At 68.5% G+C, this 16268-nt stretch carries 13 protein-coding genes; 3 read left to right on the top strand and 10 right to left on the bottom strand.

Features of this window, described 5'->3' with window-relative positions; genetic code table 11:
- Window positions 1-264 precede the first annotated feature (264 nt).
- Entirely contained in the window at window positions 265-1080 is an 816-nt protein-coding gene (locus AACX88_RS14100) for a DUF899 family protein (protein WP_339393555.1), read from the bottom strand.
- 344 nt (window positions 1081-1424) lie between these two features.
- On the opposite strand from AACX88_RS14100, the gene AACX88_RS14095 reads away from it, so the two are divergent.
- Window positions 1425-3233, top strand: a complete 1809-nt coding sequence (locus AACX88_RS14095; protein WP_339393554.1) for an L-lactate permease — start codon at window positions 1425-1427, stop codon at window positions 3231-3233.
- Between the two features lie 575 nt (window positions 3234-3808).
- Here AACX88_RS14095 and AACX88_RS14090 read toward each other — a convergent pair.
- The 3 genes from AACX88_RS14090 to dapA form a co-directional block, all read right to left on the bottom strand.
- Entirely contained in the window at window positions 3809-4561 is a 753-nt protein-coding gene (locus tag AACX88_RS14090) for a class I SAM-dependent methyltransferase (RefSeq protein ID WP_339393553.1), read from the bottom strand.
- A 142-nt stretch (window positions 4562-4703) separates the two neighbouring features.
- Window positions 4704-6350 carry a ribonuclease J gene (locus AACX88_RS14085; RefSeq protein ID WP_339393581.1) on the bottom strand — a complete coding sequence of 549 codons (1647 nt, stop codon included), beginning with the start codon at window positions 6348-6350 and terminating at the stop codon, window positions 4704-4706.
- A 38-nt stretch (window positions 6351-6388) separates the two neighbouring features.
- The gene (dapA, locus tag AACX88_RS14080; protein WP_339393552.1) at window positions 6389-7309 is read right to left on the bottom strand and encodes a 4-hydroxy-tetrahydrodipicolinate synthase; all 921 of its coding nucleotides are present in this window, start codon (window positions 7307-7309) and stop codon (window positions 6389-6391) included.
- Window positions 7310-7457: 148 nt separating this feature from the next.
- Here dapA and AACX88_RS14075 point away from each other — a divergent pair, with 148 nt between their 5' ends.
- Window positions 7458-8765: an ATP-binding protein gene (locus AACX88_RS14075; protein ID WP_339393551.1), complete on the top strand. Its 1308-nt coding sequence runs from the start codon at window positions 7458-7460 to the stop codon at window positions 8763-8765.
- Window positions 8766-8862: 97 nt separating this feature from the next.
- On the opposite strand, the gene AACX88_RS14070 is transcribed toward AACX88_RS14075, so the two are convergent.
- From AACX88_RS14070 to ypfJ, 3 genes are all read right to left on the bottom strand, one after another.
- On the bottom strand, window positions 8863-9498 hold the full coding sequence (locus tag AACX88_RS14070; RefSeq protein WP_339393550.1) for a TetR/AcrR family transcriptional regulator: 636 nt from the start codon (window positions 9496-9498) through the stop codon (window positions 8863-8865).
- Window positions 9495-11483, bottom strand: coding sequence for an oxidoreductase (locus AACX88_RS14065; RefSeq protein WP_339393549.1), 1989 nt, complete (start codon window positions 11481-11483; stop codon window positions 9495-9497). The genes AACX88_RS14070 and AACX88_RS14065 overlap by 4 nt, the downstream gene beginning before the upstream one ends.
- Before the next feature lie 90 nt (window positions 11484-11573).
- Complete coding sequence (ypfJ, locus tag AACX88_RS14060; RefSeq protein ID WP_339393548.1) at window positions 11574-12452, bottom strand: KPN_02809 family neutral zinc metallopeptidase; 879 nt, start codon at window positions 12450-12452, stop codon at window positions 11574-11576.
- 56 nt (window positions 12453-12508) lie between these two features.
- On the opposite strand from ypfJ, the gene AACX88_RS14055 reads away from it, so the two are divergent.
- Window positions 12509-13750, top strand: coding sequence for a heparan-alpha-glucosaminide N-acetyltransferase domain-containing protein (locus AACX88_RS14055; protein ID WP_339393547.1), 1242 nt, complete (start codon window positions 12509-12511; stop codon window positions 13748-13750).
- A gap of 24 nt (window positions 13751-13774) precedes the next feature.
- Here the strand turns inward: AACX88_RS14055 and AACX88_RS14050 are convergent, their stop codons facing one another.
- The 3 genes from AACX88_RS14050 to AACX88_RS14040 form a co-directional block, all read right to left on the bottom strand.
- On the bottom strand, window positions 13775-14224 hold the full coding sequence (locus tag AACX88_RS14050) for a tetratricopeptide repeat protein (protein ID WP_339393546.1): 450 nt from the start codon (window positions 14222-14224) through the stop codon (window positions 13775-13777).
- Complete coding sequence (gene dapB / locus AACX88_RS14045; RefSeq protein ID WP_339393545.1) at window positions 14224-14964, bottom strand: 4-hydroxy-tetrahydrodipicolinate reductase; 741 nt, start codon at window positions 14962-14964, stop codon at window positions 14224-14226. The genes AACX88_RS14050 and dapB overlap by 1 nt, the downstream gene beginning before the upstream one ends.
- Before the next feature lie 434 nt (window positions 14965-15398).
- Complete coding sequence (locus AACX88_RS14040; RefSeq protein ID WP_009378466.1) at window positions 15399-16025, bottom strand: superoxide dismutase; 627 nt, start codon at window positions 16023-16025, stop codon at window positions 15399-15401.
- Window positions 16026-16268 lie beyond the last annotated feature (243 nt).

Here is a 16268-nt window from a genome sequence, read left to right as displayed (position 1 = left end):
CCAGCACCCTATCGGTGCGTCGAGTATCGCGGGCAACGGGGTTTGGCCGGCGAAACTTTCACATCGTGAAATTTATTGTTCACACACCGAAAGACTATGACGTGATCCACATCTCGTCAAACCCTTCGCCGAGGCGGTTCCCAGGCGGATGCGAATGCCCGGTTCGCCGCCGGTGCCGTCGCCCGCACCGCGCTGTTCAGTGGCTGTGTCCTTCGCGTTCAGCTGCCGCGCCCGTCGCGGTCGGCCGCTGCAAGCGCGTACTGCTCAGTGGCTGTGTCCGTCGCGTCCGAGCGAGGTCACAGGCGCCGCGCCGTGACGCGTCCACTGGGGCACGGGGCGGCTCGTCGGCCCCCACGTCGCCCGTCCCTGGTCGTCGGTGCGCCAGTACCAGCCCACGGGTGATCCGCGTCCGCCGACGGGCGAACCCGCGTCGGGGACCTCGGGCCAGCCCTCGGGAACGTCCTCCCACCCTTCGCGCCGACCGAGAGCGGTCATGTCGAGGAGACCGAGGAACCCGGTGACCGGTTCGACGCCCCGTCCGGTCGTCGCATACGTGAGGAACACCCGGTCGCCTCGGCGGACGAAGCTGAGCAGGGATCCCATCTCTCCGCCGAGCGGCTCATCGAGTCCCCGCACCGAATACCACGGCTGCTCGTAGCCCATGAAGTGGACATAGGGCCTCACCTCGGACCATGCGCCTGAGGTGAGGACGGCGAAGGAGACGCCGCGGGCGTTGAGGTAGACGGAGTCGCGAAGACTCCACGCGATGGCCGTGCACCCTTCGCACTGCCCCTGGTGGGGTGCCCCGTCGTACCACATGTGCTTGTAGACGATGAGTTCGTCACGGCCGTCGAAGAGCTCACGGAAGGCGACGGGACCGTCCTCGCCGTGGACCTCGGCGTCGGCGTCGATCTCGACCATGGGCAGGGTGCGGCGGGCTGCGGCGATGGCGTCCGCCTCGGCGGTGTGGGCCTTCTCCCGGTCGAGCAGTCGGGCACGGGCGTCGCGCCACGAGTCGGCATCGACGACCTCCGGCAGGCCCGGCACGGATTCGCTGGACTCCCTGTTGATGTACGTCATGAGCTCCGACTCCTTCGTCACGGGCCGAGACCGGGACGCGCGGTGCGCGCGTCGCCCTCGACACCTTCGACGATATCGGCACACGCGCACCGACTCAAGAGCCGTTGCCACCGCCGCTGCCGCCGCCGTTGCCTCACCGCTGCCGCCACCGTTGCCCTCACCGGCCGGGCGTCGTCGGCGGCCGGTCGGCAGCAGGCGACGACCCCGCCGATTGCCGCCGACCCTTGACCGCTGAGCCTGTGGCCAGGGAAGATGACATCAAGCGCCGCGATCGTCGCGGCAGCCGACCGGTGGCAACGACGCCACACAGCCAGTGGCACCGCCGCCACGGATCGGACACGACGATGGACAATCTTGCCGTAGCCGCGCTCCTCGCGCTCACCCCGATCCTGCTCGCCGGGATCCTCCTCATCGGCTTCCGCTGGCCGGCGAAGTACGCAATGCCCATCGGGCTCGTCGCCGCCGCCCTCATCGCGAACCTCGCATGGCAGATCGAATGGGTGACGATCGCCGCCTCCGTCGTCCAGGGCCTGCTCGTGGCGATCGGACTGCTGTGGATCGTCTTCGGCGCCCTCCTCCTGCTCGCGACGATCACCCGCTCCGGGGCGATCGAGACGATCCGTGCGGGCTTCGTCTCGATCTCCCCCGACCGGCGGGTCCAGGTCATCATCGTCGCGTGGCTCTTCGGGTCCTTCATCGAAGGTGCGGCCGGCTTCGGCACCCCGGCCGCGGTCGTCGCCCCGCTCATGCTCGCCCTCGGCTTCCCCGCGATCGCCGCGGTCCTCGCGGGACTGATCATCCAGTCGACGCCGGTGAGCTTCGGTGCGGTCGGCACCCCGATGATCGTCGGCATCGGCACGGGCCTGTCCCAGGAGGACGGGAGCATGTCACCCGACGTCGCCGCCCGCGCCGCCCAGCTCGGCCTCGATCAGTCCCAGTTCGTCGCCCACACCGCCGTCCAGGTCGCCCTCATCCACGCCGTGTGCGGCATCCTCATCCCGCTGCTGCTCGCGTGCCTGATGACCGGGTTCTTCGGGGAGCGCAAACGCTTCGCCGATGGGCTCGCCGTCGCCCCGTTCGCAATCTACTCGGCGCTGGCGATGATCGTGCCCTACCTCATCGTCGCGAAGTTCCTCGGTCCCGAGTTCCCGTCCCTCCTCGGCGGGCTCATCGGGCTGGCCATCGTCGTCACGACCTCCCGCATGGGCTTCCTCATGCCGAAGAAGACGTGGGACTTCGCGCCGAGGTCGATGTGGCCGGCGTTCTGGATGGGCACCGTCGACCCCGCCGACGAGGCCGCCCACCTCCACAAGAAGATGTCCCTGGCCCGAGCCTGGGCGCCCTACCTCATCGTCGTCGCCCTCCTCCTCATCACCCGCAACGTACCCCCGATCAAGGAGTTCCTCAACGGGCCGGCGGTGATCAAGATCGAGGGGATCTTCGGCACCCCGATCAACCAGAACATGGACCTGCTGTGGTCCCCGGGCGCGATATTCGTCCTCGCGTGCGGCCTGACGTACCTCATCCACCGGATGACGAAGGAGCAGATCGGCTCGTCGTGGAAGATCGCGGGAGGACAGATCGCCGGGGCCGCCGTGGCGCTGCTGTGCTCCCTGCCGCTCGTGCGCGTGTTCATCAACTCCGGGTCCGACTACAACAACGCCGGCCTCGATTCGATGCCGGTCACCCTCGCCGAGGCGGCCGCCTCCACCGTGGGCGACGCCTGGCCCCTGCTCGCCCCCTTCATCGGGGCGCTGGGCGCGTTCGTGGCCGGGTCGAATACGGTCTCGAACATCATGTTCTCTCAATTCCAGTTCTCCACCGGAGTCGCGATCGGCGCGGCCTCGCCCGAGACGGTGGTGGCAGCCCAAGCCGTCGGCGGGGCGGCGGGCAACATGGTCGCCGTGCACAACGTCGTGGCCGCCTCGGCGACGGTCGGGCTCATCGGGCGTGAGGGCGAGCTCATCCGCCGCACCTCGATCCCGATGCTCGTCTACGCGCTCACCGCCGGTGCGCTCGCGTTCATCGGCATCAACGGTCTGGGCGCGAACGCCGGCACGGTCGTGCTCAGCGCCGTGATAGTCGGGCTCATCGTCCTCGTCGTCCTAGCCCGCCGGTCGTCAGGCAAGCCGCTCGTCCCGGCGAGCGCGTAGGGGGTCGGCGTACGGCACGTGCCGGGCCGAGGCGCCGAATACCGGACGCTGAGTGCGGGATAGCCGCGGTCAGCACGCGGATCCCGGACGCTGAGTGTCGATTTCCATCGCGAGAATCAGCACTGGGAGTCCAGAATTCCCCCGCGCCAACCGAAGCGCGGCCGTCGAGGCGTGGCGCCGAATGCAGGACGCTCAGTGCGCGGCGGTCCCGGTCAGCACCCGAATGCAGGACGCTCAGTGTCGATTTCAGCGCCGGGAATCGACACTGGGAGTCCAAAATCCTCTGCGCCGGCCGAGGCGCGGCCGCCGGGGTGCGGCGCCGGATGTCGGGTCGCTCGGTGCGCGGTGGCCGCGGTCAGCAGCCGAATGCAGGACGCTCAGTGCGCGGCGGTCCCGGTCAGCACCCGGATACTGGACGCTCAGTGCGGGGCGGCCGCGGTCAGCACGCGGATCCCGGACGCTGAGTGTCGATTTCAGCGCCGGGAATCGACACTCAGAGTCCAGAATCCTCTGCGCCGGCCCCCTCAACCCCGAGCTGGCTCCCCCGCAGTCCCAAGGAGCCCTCGCAGCCCCGGCTACTGCCCGTCGGCGCGCGACCGGAAGACGTGCGTCGCGTACGGCAGGCGGACGAATCCGTCCTCACCCCGGACCTGGTCGCCGAGGCTGCGCGTCTGCTCGAGCATCCGCTCACGCACCTTGGGCTCCGCGTGGATCGCGACCGAGCGTGAGGCGACGAGCGCGACGAGGTCGTCGACGCTGATCTCGCGCACCCAGTCGACGCGGGCGTGCTCGACGTCCGTGAAGGGCGGCGCGAAGGGCGAGACGACTGTACCGTCTGACCCACCCGCGATGCGGGCCACGTACTGCTCGGCCGCACTCGGGGTGATGATCTCGGTGAGCGCCGCCACCCAGTCGACGCTCTCATCGCGGATGTTCCAGATGAGGCCGAGCACCCCTCCCGGACGGAGCACGCGGGCCGCCTCGGCGGAGGCGATGTCGGCGTCGACCCAATGCCAGGACTGACCGAAGGTGAGCAGGTCCCGACTGTCGTTCTCCAGCGGCAGGTCCTCGGCGGTGCCGACCCTCGTCTCGACCTCGGGCAGGTGGGCGGCCAGGGTCTCGAGCATCCGCACATCCGGATCGACCGCGACGACGTCCCTTCCCTCGCCGAGGAGGCCCGCCGTGAGCTTGCCCGTGCCGGCACCGATGTCGGCGATGTCGACGGCGGTCCCGATGAGGGCGGCCACCGCCTCGGCGGGATAGCTGGGGCGACCGCGGTCGTACTCCCCGCGGGCCGACCCGAAGTTCTTCCCGAAACCTGTGCTCATATGCTCCTCCGTCTCCGTACTCACCACTGTCTCCATGGGATCCCCACCCGCCTCCACGAACGCGAACGGGCGCCCGCGCGGACGTCGACCGTCCGGGCAGGCGCCCGCTCGCTTGCTCATCGGGTGTGCCGATGACGCCGGATCAGACGATGACGACCATCGGCACGATCATCGGCTTGCGACGCAGCTTCGAGGACACCCACCGACCGACGGTGCGGCGGACGACCTGCTGGAGCTGGTACTGGTCCGTCGTCCCGGACTCGAGCGCCTCCTCGACGGCCTTGGTGACCTTAGGGATGATCGAGTCGAAGACGGAGTCGTTCTCGGCGACGCCGCGGGCGTGGATCTCGGGCCCGGCGATGAGCGTCTTCGTCTGCGAGTTCACCGCGAGGAAGATCGTCACGAAGCCCTCGCCGGCGAGGACGAGACGGTCCTTGAGGTCCGCCTCGGTGATCTCACCGACCGAGGAGCCGTCGACGAAGACGTAGTTGCAGTCGACGGCGCCGACCACCTCGGCGTGACCGTCCTTGAGGTCGACGACCCAGCCGTCGTCGGCGAGGACGATGTTGTCAGGATCGACCCCGGTCGCCTCGGCGTGACGGGCATTGGCGAGCAGGTGCCGCCATTCGCCGTGCACGGGCATGACGCCGCGGGGCTTGACGATGTTGTAGCAGTAGAGGAGCTCGCCGCCGGAGGCGTGACCGGAGACGTGGACCTTCGCGTCGGCCTTCGAGATCACCTTCGCACCGAGCTTCATCAGGCCGTTGATGACCTTGAACACGGAGTTCTCGTTGCCGGGGATGAGCGAGGAGGCGAGGATGACGGTGTCGCCGTCGCCGACCTCGATGCGGTGGTTGCGGTTGGCCATCCGGGACAGGGCGGCCATCGGCTCGCCCTGGGAGCCGGTGCACATGAGGACGACCTGATCATCGGGCAGGTCGTCGACGTCCTTGATGTCGATGAGCACGCCCTGGGGCACGTCGAGGTAGCCGAGGTCGGCGGCGATCTTCATGTTGCGCACCATCGACCGGCCGACGAGGGCGACCTTGCGGCCGTGCGCGCTCGCGGCGTTGAGCACCTGCTGCACGCGGTGGACGTGCGAGGAGAAGGAGGCGACGATGATGCGCCGCTCAGCGTGGCCGAAGAGGTTCTCGAGCACGGGCCCGATGTCCTTCTCCAGTGCCGTGAAGCCGGGGACCTCGGCGTTCGTCGAGTCCGTCATGAACAGGTCCACACCCTCCTCGCCGAGGCGGGCGAAGGCACGGAGGTCCGTGATCCGACCGTCGAGCGGGAGCTGGTCCATCTTGAAGTCGCCGGTGTGGAGGATGTTGCCGGCACCGGTGCGGATGAAGACGGCAAGCGCGTCGGGGATCGAATGGTTGACGGCGACGAACTCGAGGTCGAAGGGACCGAGCTGGTCGAGGTCACCAGCCGCGACGACGCGGGTGATCGGCTTGATCCGGTGCTCCTTGAGCTTGGCCTCGATGAGCGCGATCGTCAGCTTCGAGCCGAGGATCGGGATGTCGGGCTTGCGCTTGAGCAGGTAGGGGACGGCGCCGATGTGGTCTTCGTGGCCGTGGGTGAGCACGAGGCCGACGATGTCGTCGAGGCGGTCGTCGAGGTAGGAGAAGTCGGGGAGGATGAGGTCGACACCGGGCTGCTCCTCTTCGGGGAAGAGGACGCCGGCGTCGACGATGAGGATCTTGCCGTGGTATTCGAACACGGTCATGTTGCGCCCGACCTCGCCGAGGCCGCCGAGGGCGACGATGCGGACCGCTTCGGGGTCCATCTTCGGCGGTGGGCCGAGTTCTTGGGTCAATGCGTTATTCACGTTGGGTAACCACTCCTGGTCAGTTGGGCGGTGATGAACGCGTACTGCTCCTCATCTGCTGGGAGCAGCGGCATCCGGGTTCCGCGGTTGGTCAGTATTCCTTGGGCCTCCAGTGCGGCCTTCGCCGAGATGACTCCCGGCATGTGGTTCATGAGGGCGTCGACGACGCCGGCGGTCTCATAGCTGAGACGGCGCGCTGTGTTGAGATCGTTCTCGTACACGGCCGTGACCATGCGCGCGAAGCGGTCGGAGCACACGTGCCCGGCCACCGAGACGACGCCGAGGGCGCCGATGGCCAGCAGCGGCAGGTTGAGCGCATCCTCACCCGAGTAGTAGGCGAGCGAGGACTGCGCCATCACGGTCTGCGAGGCGAACAGGTCCCCCTTCGCGTCCTTGACCGCGAGGATGTTCGGGTGGTCGGCGAGCCCGATGAGCGTGTCTGTCTCGATCGGCACTCCGGAGCGTCCGGGGATGTCGTAGAGCATGACCGGCAGGTCGGTCGAGTCGGCGGCGGCCCGCATGTGCGCGGCGATCGCCGCCTGCGTCGGCTTCGAGTAGTAGGGGGTGACGACGAGGAGGCCGTCGGCGCCGGCGGCTGCCGAGCGCTCACTGAGGTCAACAGTGTGCGCGGTGACATTGTTCCCGGTCCCGGCGATGAGCTTCGCCCTGGTGCCCACGGCAGAGCGGACGACGCGGAGGAGTTCGATCTTCTCCTCATCGGTCGTCGTCGGGGACTCACCGGTGGTGCCGGAGACGACGAGCATGTCGTTGCCGAGGTTGACGAGGTGGTCGGCGACCTTCTCCACACCCGCCCAGTCGATGGTGCCGTCGTCGTTGAACGGTGTCACCATTGCCGTGCCGACGGTGCCGAACGCATCGATGGCGGCGGTCGCCGCGCTGTCCCCGAGAATCGCCATGGGACAAGGATACCGCCGTGCGCCTCACCTGGAGGGAACCGGTCCAGGCGCGCCGAGGTGGTCGCCCGAGACGCAGATCACATAGGCTGTGCTCACGCCCCGTGACGACCGCACCGCCCCGTGCCGACTGCACCGACAGGAGAGTTCGATGAGCCGCACACGCATCCGCGATTTCCACGACGACGACCTCGACGGGATCGTCCGCCTCTGGGAGGCCGCCCAGTCCTCGGTCGCCGCTCCCGTGTACTCCCTGCCCGAGGTCATCGCCTCGTGCCAGAACGACCATGCCGTCGTCGCCGTCCAGGGTGAGGAGATCGTCGGCGCCGCCGTCGGGCGGGCCGCCCATGCGCAGGGGTGGATCGTCTTCTTCCATGTCCTGGGCGAGGTGCTGACCTCGGCATCGGGTGCCGACGGCGCCGAGGCGGGGCTCCTCGATGCGCTCGAGCGCCATTTCATGCCGCTGGGTCTAGGGAAGCTCTCGATCCTCGTGCCCGAGGAGTCTCCGGCGTTCGCGGGACTCGAGTCGAACGGCTTTCAGGTGCGCTCCCAACTGCGCTATCTGGAGCGGCAGATGCCGGTGCAGCGGCGGGAGCTCGATCTGCTCCGCAGCGTCGGCGGTCGCATCCTCCCCCGCCACCTGTGGGATGCGGTGAGCGGGATGCAGGAGGAGAAGGACATGCTCGAGGACCGCCTCGTCGTGCCCTTGGCCGAACCGGACCTCGCCGATCATTTCGGGGTCGTCCCGCCCCGGGCGGTCATGCTCTTCGGTCCGCCCGGCACGGGCAAGACGACGTTCGCGAAGGCGGTGGCCTCACGGCTCGACTGGCCGTTCGTCGAACTCTTCCCCTCCCGGCTCTCCGGGGAGCCCGGCGGGGTGGCGGCGGGGCTGCGGACGTCGTTCGAGCAGATCGGCGAACTCGAGCACGCCGTGGTCTTCATCGACGAGGTCGAGGAGATCGCCTCGAAGCGCGGCGGTGAGCCGCCCTCGCCGACGCAGGGGGTGACGAACGAGCTGCTCAAGCAGGTCGCGGAGTTCCGGGACCGGGAGGGGCGGCTGCTCATCTGTGCGACGAACTTCGTTCGGGCGCTCGACGCCGCGTTCCTCAGGCACGGCCGTTTCGACTATGTCATCCCCATCGGCCTGCCCGACGAGACGGCCCGGCACGCGATCTGGACCCGCTACATCCCCGATCACGTCATCGCCGACATCGACGTCGATGCGCTCGTCGATGCCAGCAGCGGCCTCACCCCGGCCGACATCGAATATGCGGCCAGGCGGGCCTCGCAGGAAGCGCTCGCGGCCTCGCTGGGCAAGGATCAGGTGCCCATCGACGCCCGCTCGGACGTGCTGAGCACGGAGAACTACCTCGACGCCCTGCGGGCGACCCGCGCGACGGTCTCCGAGGAGACGGTGCGGGAGTTCCGCGACGACGTGCAGACGATCGCGAGGCTGTGAGGACCAGGACGTCTCCGGTCCGGCGGGCGACGCGGACTCAGCCCGTGTCGGTGCGCGGTCATCCGGCGTCCGGGCGCGGAGGCGCCGGGGTCGAGTCTCACACCGAGTCCGCCGGCACCGCGCAGGGCACTCCGAGCAGTGCGGCGGCCGTCGATTCGAGGCTCGTTGCGATCTGCCCGGGACTCAGGCCCTCGCGGCCTGCGGCGACGGCGAGGTCGAAGCCGTCGATCTGGGCGATGAGGGTGTCGACGACGAGATCGGGATCGAGGCGGGGCGTGAGACTGCCGTCGGCGATGCCTGCCTCGATGACGGTCCGCAGGTGTCCGCGCCACCCGGCGAACACCTCGGCGACACAGTCGTTGAGGACAGGACTGCGCCGGGCCGCAGCGACGAGCTCGACCCATACGATCGACCGCTGCTCGTAGGATCCGACGGTGGGGACGGCGGCGAAGGTCGCCTGCAGTCGCTCCCACGCGGTTCCCGACCGTGCGGACAGCGCGGCGATCTCTGCGATGACAGCGCGGCTGTGGGCCGAGAACGCTTCGACGAGGAGGTCGTCACGGCTGGTGAAGTAATACTGCACGGTGCCCACGGAGACTCCGGCGCCGGCGGCGACGTCCTTCATCCGCACCGCCTCGGGGCCCCGCCGGACGATCTCGGTGAGCGCCGATGCGAGGATCGCCGCGCGCCTGGCCTCCACCTCCTCGGCGGGCAGCTGCGGTCGCGGACTCATGCGCGCACCGCCTCGGCGCGGTCACGGTCCGCCAGCTCGGTTGCGGCGAGGAGCCCCTCGTAGACGGCCTCCTCGACGGTCCGCGGGGCGAGAGCGTCACCGATGACGGTGACGCCGGCGGCACCGAAGTCGAGGTCGGGACGCACCGCTCGTGGGGCGCCGGAGACGATCGTCGCGGCCACGTTCTCGACTTCGTGGACGATCTCGCACAGCGTCGACTGGAGGTAGCCGGTGTCCTCGTCGACGCCGACGAGCCGGGCATCGCCGAGGAATTCGACGCCGGCCCGCATCGCCTGGGAGACGAGGAGGGTCCGGGTGTACTGCTGGATCGCGGCTCCGGCGAAGTTCGCGGCGGTGGCCAGGGTGACCGGGTGGCCCGCCTCGGCGAGGCGGATCGCGATGCCGAGGCCGATCCAGTCGCCCTTCCAATCCGTGACGAGGATCCGACCCGCGGGCAGCCTCGGTTCGTCGGTGAGGTAGGTGCGGGCCCCGAGGACGAGCGCATCGTCGGCGATCTCGAGCTCGGGCATCCGCTCGGCGGCCCCGGTGGCGACGATGACATGGTCGGGGGCGATGGCGTCGACGACGTCCTGGGTCACCGGCGTCGAGGTGCGGATCTCGGCCCCGGCACGGGCCGCCTCGGCGGACAGGTTCGTCGCCGCACCCCCGAATTCGGACCGGTAGGGCAGGGTCTGGGCGAGCAGCACGGCCCCGCCGAGGTGGGGTCCCCGTTCGCAGAGGACGACGTCATTGCCCTGTTCGGCGGCGACGGCGGCGGCCTTGAGACCGCCCGGTCCCCCGCCGATGACGAGGACGCGGTGGGCCCGACGCACGCGTGGGCGCGGCAGGAAGGTGAGTTCGCGGCCGGTCTCGGGGTGCTGGATGCACGAGATGGGCACGCCCTGCTGGAAGTGGCCGATGCATGCCTGGTTGCAGCCGATGCAGGCGCGGATCTCGTCGACGGCGTCGCGTTCGGCCTTCGCGGCGATCTCCGGGTCGCAGATCATCGCGCGGGTCATGACGGCCATGTCCGTGCGGCCCTCGGCGATCGCGGATTCGGCTTCGTGGGGCTGGTTGATCCGACCGGCGACCATGACGGGCCGGTCGGTGACCTTCTTGACCTGGGCGGAGAGGTTCGTCGCGTAGCCGGGGTCGATCTGCATCGAGGGCACGATGTGGACAGCGCCCTGGAGGGTCGAGGAGTCCCCGGCGGTCACCGAGTAGTAGTCGAGGGCTTCGAGCTCGTCGAGGTGGCCGATGAGGTCGAGGATCTCGGTGGCGACGAGGCCGTCCTCGGTCTTCTCCTCCCCCGAGATCCGCAGCCCCACGACGATGTCGGGGCCGACGGCGGCACGGACAGCAGTGATCACCTCGGCGAGGAAGCGGCGACGGTTCTCCGGGGATCCGCCGTACTGGTCGGTGCGCGTGTTGATGCGGGGGTTGAAGAACTGGATGGGCAGGTAGCCGTGGCTGGAAACGATCTCGACGCCGTCGATGCCGCTTGAGGCGATGCGGGCCGCCGAGGTGGCATAGCCGGCGATGATGTCCTCGACCTCGGCGGTGCTCAGCGCTTCGGGGACGACCTTGAAGCGCTCCTGCGGGGCGTCGCTCGGGGCGACGGCGCGCGGTGCCATCCCCCGCTCGCCGTCCATGACCTCACGGCCGGGGTGGAAGAGCTGGGCGAAGATCGTCGCACCGTGGCGGTGGACGGCCTCGGCGACCGCGCGGTAGCCGGGGACCGCGGAGTCGTCAGTGGCCATGAGGACGTGCTTGGTGTAGCGCGCAGTCTCGTGGACCCCGGAGACCTGGAGGACGATGAGCCCGCAGCCGCCGGCGGCTCGGGCCTCGTGATAGGCGACGAGGTCGGGGCCGATCTGCCCGTGCTCGTCGAGGACCGTGTCATGACCGGATGAGACGATGCGGTTTCGGATGGTCCGAGGGCCCAGGGTGATCGGTTCGAAGAGATGGGGAAAGAGGTGAGACATGGATCGTCCTTGATGCATGCGGGAGCTGACCCATAATTCATATCACGGTATTGAAAACCGGGGAAGAGTCGAAGTGAGCCGGGTCGTGGCTCAGAGCTGGCTGCCCGGCACGGCGAAGGCGTCGCAGCTGCCCAGCCCCCTGTCGTAGCCGTTGGTGAACCAGCGCTGGCGTTGCTCGCTCGTGCCGTGGGTGAAGCTCTCCGGGTTGACGAAGCCGGACTGCTGCTGGATGTAGTCGTCGCCGACGACGAAGGCTGCGTTGAGCGCATCGTCGAGCTGCTTCTGCGTGGGCGGTTCGAGGTACGGGGTGCCGTTGTCGTCGGTGAGCGTCGTGACGTCCCCGAGCCACGCCCCCGCGTAGCAGTCGGCTTGGAGTTCGGTGCGCACTCCGTTGCTCTCCGGACCGGTGCCGTTGTTCGGGTAGCGGTCCATCGTGCCGGTGATGTTCTGGATGTGATGGCCCCACTCGTGGCCGACGATGTAGAGCTGGGCGAGGTCGTCGGCGGAGGCCCCGAACTGCTGCCGCATGACGTCGAAGAACGTCGGGTCGATGTAGACGCCGCGTTCGGGCGGGCAGTAGAACGGTCCGACCGCGTTCGATGCGGTGCCGCACTGGGTGGGAGTCTGCCCGTCGACGATCGTCAGCCTCGGCGGGGTGTAGCCGTTGACCTGCTGGGCCCAGTAGTCGTCGAGGACGACCTGGGCACCGGCCATCCGGCAGTCGGTCGAGCGGTTCGCGTCCGCGCCCGTATCGCATTGGAGCATCGCGGCCTCGTTCGACGATCCCGGTCGTTCCCCGCTCTCGATCGCCGTGTCACCGATGAGACCGGTGAGATCGACGCCGAGGAGTGGGCCGATGAGGAAGACGAGGAGTCCGACGACGCCGACGCCGCCACCGGCGATCGCCGTGTTTCGGCCACGGCGGCTTGTCCGATTGGTGCTGATGTCGGCGTTCGGGTTGAAGGTCATGGCAATAAGATACCGAAGCCTTACCGAATTGTGACCAAGCGTGTGAGAATCGTTCCATGAGCACTCACCCGGCGACCGCCTCGGCGGGCATCCTCGCCAGACTGAGCCCGCAGGGTCGCCTCGTCGGCCTCGATGCCGCACGCGGACTGGCGCTGCTGACGATGATGGTCACGCACATCTACCCGCTCACCGACGATGCCGGCATGCCGACGTTCGCCGCGATCTTCTCCGGACGGGCCTCAGCGCTCTTCGCCGTCCTCGCCGGATGTTCGCTTGTGCTCTCGACGCGCTCAACGCTGGCGGCCACGGGACGCCTGCGCGACGTCGCACCCGGCGTGCTCGTCCGGGCGGCCTCGATCATCGTCATCGGCCTCATCCTCGGCGCGATCACCACGAACCTCGCCGTCATCCTCGTCAACTACGGCGTCATGTTCGGCATCGCTCTGCTCTTCCTGCGGCTGCGGCCCTGGGCGCTGTTCACGCTAGCGGGCGTGTGGATGGTGCTCAGCCCGATCGTGTCGATGTGGGTGCGCAGCAGCTTCGGCCTGGAGCCGTCATATCTGGCGTTGTCGTGGACCGATCTCGCATCGCTTGAGAACGCGGTGCTCGAGCTCGTCCTCACCGGGTACTACCCGATCATCCAGTGGATGGCCTACATCCTCCTCGGCATGGCAGTGGCGAAGACCGACATCAACAAGCACCTCACGACGCTCTTCCTCGCCGGGGTCGCACTCGTCGCACTCGGCCGCGGAACCTCGTGGCTGCTGCTCAATGTCGCCGGCGGTCGTCAGGAACTCGAAGCGGTGGCCAACGCCAGCGGGGCAGATCTCAACGCCGCGCTCTACATCAACAGCTACGGCGTCACTCCACCGGATTCGTGGTGGTGGCTGACGATCGCGGGACCGCATTCGGCCACACCCTTCGATCTCATCTCCACCGCCGGCACCTCACTCGCAGCGATCGCCGTGTGTCAGGCCGCCGCGGTCCTGTTGGGCAGACGCGCATGGCTGCTCGCTCCCCTCAGCGCTCCGGGATCGATGCCGCTGACCGTCTATGCCGCCCATGTCGCCCTCGTCGAGATCACGCACCCGATCTTCCAACCGGCGCCGATGGTCGAGGCCGGCGACCCGGTGAAGCTGACCACCGAGTACGCCATCCACGCCGTGAGCTTCATCGTCTTCGCGATCGTGTGGAAGCTGTTCGTCAGTCCGCGGGGACCGCTCGAAGGGGTGATCGCCAAACTCGTCAAGGCCGTCAGCCCGAAGCGGCCACTGCCGGCAGAACCGCGCGACGGGTGACTCGGTCTCGCTGCCGCTGAGGCTTCAGACCCGGCCGGTGCGCTCCATCGTGATCGCCTTGCGCATCGTCGACCGCGCCCGACGCCGGTCGCCGCTGGCATCGTAGGCGCACGAGAGCCGGAACCACGAACGCCAGTCGTCGGGAGCGGCCTCGGCTTCCGCCTGATACTGGGCGAACGCCTCGTCGGCGGCCTCCTGGACGATCCGGCCGCCGGGGGTGCGGGGCAGGTCATCGACGGGCAGTCCGCCCTCGGTCTCGAGGATCCGGGCGAGCTTCTCCATCCGGGAACCGAAGAGGAGCTCCATGATGAGCGCCCATGCACCGACGACGGGCAGGACGAAGAGCGCAACTCCCATGAGCTTGGGCACGAGGTCGGGTTCGCGGATGAGGATCCACGCCCGCTGCCCCATGATGACGAAGTAGAAGGCGAGCAGGACGGAGACGACGATCGCCCCGATCTTGGCTTTCGACATCAGAGGTCGAGGATGTTCTCGAGGCCGTGCACGAGGCCGGTGCGATCCCCGATCGCGCGGACCGCGGTGATGATTCCCGGCATGAACGCCGAGGTGGAGAACGAGTCCGTCCGGATCGTCAGCGCTTCCCCGGCGGCACCGAAGTGGATCTCCTCCGAGGCGGTCATCCCGAGCTGGCGGATCGCGTGGACGTGGATGCCGTCGATGACCGCACCGCGGGCGCCGTCGGGATCGGAGTCGGTGGCGTCGGGCACGGCCGGCAGGTCGGCTGCCTTGCGGGCGGCGGCGATGCGCTGGGCCGTGTGCACTGCGGTGCCGGATGGGGCGTCGAGTTTGCGGGGGTGGTGGATCTCGACGACTTCGGCGGAGTCGAAGTAGGGGGCGGCCACCTCGGCGAAGCGCATCGCGAGCACCGCGCCGATCGAGAAGTTCGGGGCGATGAGCACCGCGGTCTCGGGGTGTTCGCCGAGGAGGGTCTTGAGGCGGTCGAGGCGCTCGGCATCCCAGCCGGTGGTGCCGACGACGGTGTCGATGTCGTGTTCGACGAGGAAGCGGACATTGTCCTCAGTGGCCTTGGGCACCGTGAGTTCGACGGCGACGTCGACATCGAGGTTCAGCAGCGACTCGAGTGAGTCGGAGCTGCCGAGTGCGGCGACGAGCTCGAGCCCTTCGGCTCCTTCGATGGCCTCGACGGCCTGCGCACCCATGCGCCCATGCGCTCCGATGACGGCGACCTTCATGTGCTCACTCCCTTTTGCGAACTTCAGTGTGTGGACGGTCCGTCCGTGTGCAGAGACCGCCAGCTGTGTCCGGAGACAACCCGCCTGTGTGCAGAGACAATCGGTCTGTGTCCCGAGACAGTCAGGCTGTGTCCGGAGACGTCCGGTGTCGGACGGTTTCGCCCGCAGAACAGTCTAGCGACTCGGGCCTGAGCGAATTGCCAGCGTTCGAGCCACCTTCCGGGCGTTGAGCAACCTGGCGCCGGGTTGCTGAGCGCCCGGAGGGTTTCTGAGATGCGGCGCGCCGCTCCCGACGGCGGCGGCACGCGGCATGCAACCCACGCCCCCGACAACGACGGCGGCCCGGACTCCGCGATGGAGTCCGGGCCGCCGGGTGAGCGAGCGTCAACGTTGAGACCCGCGTCGAGCATGCACGCTCAGATCAGGAAGGCGTCTCAGCCGAGGAGGAGACCCTTGGTCTGGTTGACCGCGCGGTCGAAGCGAGCGCCGGCGTCCTCCCAGTTGACGATGTTCCACCAGGCCTTGACGTAGTCGGGCTTGACGTTCTGGTAGTCGAGGTAGAACGCGTGCTCCCACATGTCGAGCTGGAGGATGGGGGTGCCGCCCTGCTGGATGTCCGACTGCTGGTCGTGGAGCTGTTCGACGAAGAGGTTGCCGCCGAGCTGATCGTAGACGAGGACGGCCCAACCCGAACCCTGGATCGTCGTCGCGGCGGTCGTGAAGACCTCGCGGAACTTGTCGAAGGAGCCGAACTGGTCGTCGATCGCCGCTGCGAGCTCGCCGACGGGCTTGTCGCCGCCGTCCGGGGACATGTTCTGCCAGAAGATCGAGTGGTTGACGTGACCGCCGAGGTTGAACGAGAGGTCACGGATGAGCTTGGGCAGGTTCGCGAGGTTGCCGCTTTCGCGGGCTTCGGCGATCTGCTCGACCGCGGTGTTCGCGCCCTTGACGTAGGTCGCGTGGTGCTTGTCGTGATGCAGCTCCATGATGCGCGCCGAGATGTGCGGCTCGAGAGCGGAGTAGTCGTAGGGCAGTTCCGGAAGTGTGTACTGCTCAGCCATGAGATTCCTCCTGAAGAGAATTGATGCCCGCCTTGACCGGCGGCTTCATTTTCGACCCTATATCAGGGTCTCATCTCGAACAACACAGTCCAGCGCCGGGCTATTCCGGGGAACGCGAACGATTATCCGACTCCTTCCCGCCCCCGCCGAGGCGGCCCGTCGTCCCCGCCGCGCCCCACCGTCGACGTCTGCCGACGTCCACTGCCGGCCCCCGCCGAGGGGGGGGGGGGGGGGGGGGGGGGG

The organism is Brevibacterium metallidurans (assembly GCF_037101285.1).
Lineage (GTDB): Bacteria > Actinomycetota > Actinomycetes > Actinomycetales > Brevibacteriaceae > Brevibacterium > Brevibacterium metallidurans.
This window is presented reverse-complemented; position numbering and strand designations above follow the sequence as displayed.

Coding starts and splice junctions, on each gene's coding strand:
- dapA (WP_339393552.1), bottom strand. CDS start 7,309: ATGGCGATTCTCGGGGACAGCGCGGCGACCGCCGCCATCGATGCGTTC.
- AACX88_RS14075 (WP_339393551.1), top strand. CDS start 7,458: ATGAGCCGCACACGCATCCGCGATTTCCACGACGACGACCTCGACGGG.
- AACX88_RS14090 (WP_339393553.1), bottom strand. CDS start 4,561: ATGAGCACAGGTTTCGGGAAGAACTTCGGGTCGGCCCGCGGGGAGTAC.
- AACX88_RS14065 (WP_339393549.1), bottom strand. CDS start 11,483: ATGTCTCACCTCTTTCCCCATCTCTTCGAACCGATCACCCTGGGCCCT.
- ypfJ (WP_339393548.1), bottom strand. CDS start 12,452: ATGACCTTCAACCCGAACGCCGACATCAGCACCAATCGGACAAGCCGC.
- AACX88_RS14095 (WP_339393554.1), top strand. CDS start 1,425: ATGGACAATCTTGCCGTAGCCGCGCTCCTCGCGCTCACCCCGATCCTG.
- AACX88_RS14050 (WP_339393546.1), bottom strand. CDS start 14,224: ATGTCGAAAGCCAAGATCGGGGCGATCGTCGTCTCCGTCCTGCTCGCC.
- AACX88_RS14085 (WP_339393581.1), bottom strand. CDS start 6,350: ATGGACCCCGAAGCGGTCCGCATCGTCGCCCTCGGCGGCCTCGGCGAG.
- AACX88_RS14100 (WP_339393555.1), bottom strand. CDS start 1,080: ATGACGTACATCAACAGGGAGTCCAGCGAATCCGTGCCGGGCCTGCCG.
- dapB (WP_339393545.1), bottom strand. CDS start 14,964: ATGAAGGTCGCCGTCATCGGAGCGCATGGGCGCATGGGTGCGCAGGCC.
- AACX88_RS14070 (WP_339393550.1), bottom strand. CDS start 9,498: ATGAGTCCGCGACCGCAGCTGCCCGCCGAGGAGGTGGAGGCCAGGCGC.
- AACX88_RS14040 (WP_009378466.1), bottom strand. CDS start 16,025: ATGGCTGAGCAGTACACACTTCCGGAACTGCCCTACGACTACTCCGCT.
- AACX88_RS14055 (WP_339393547.1), top strand. CDS start 12,509: ATGAGCACTCACCCGGCGACCGCCTCGGCGGGCATCCTCGCCAGACTG.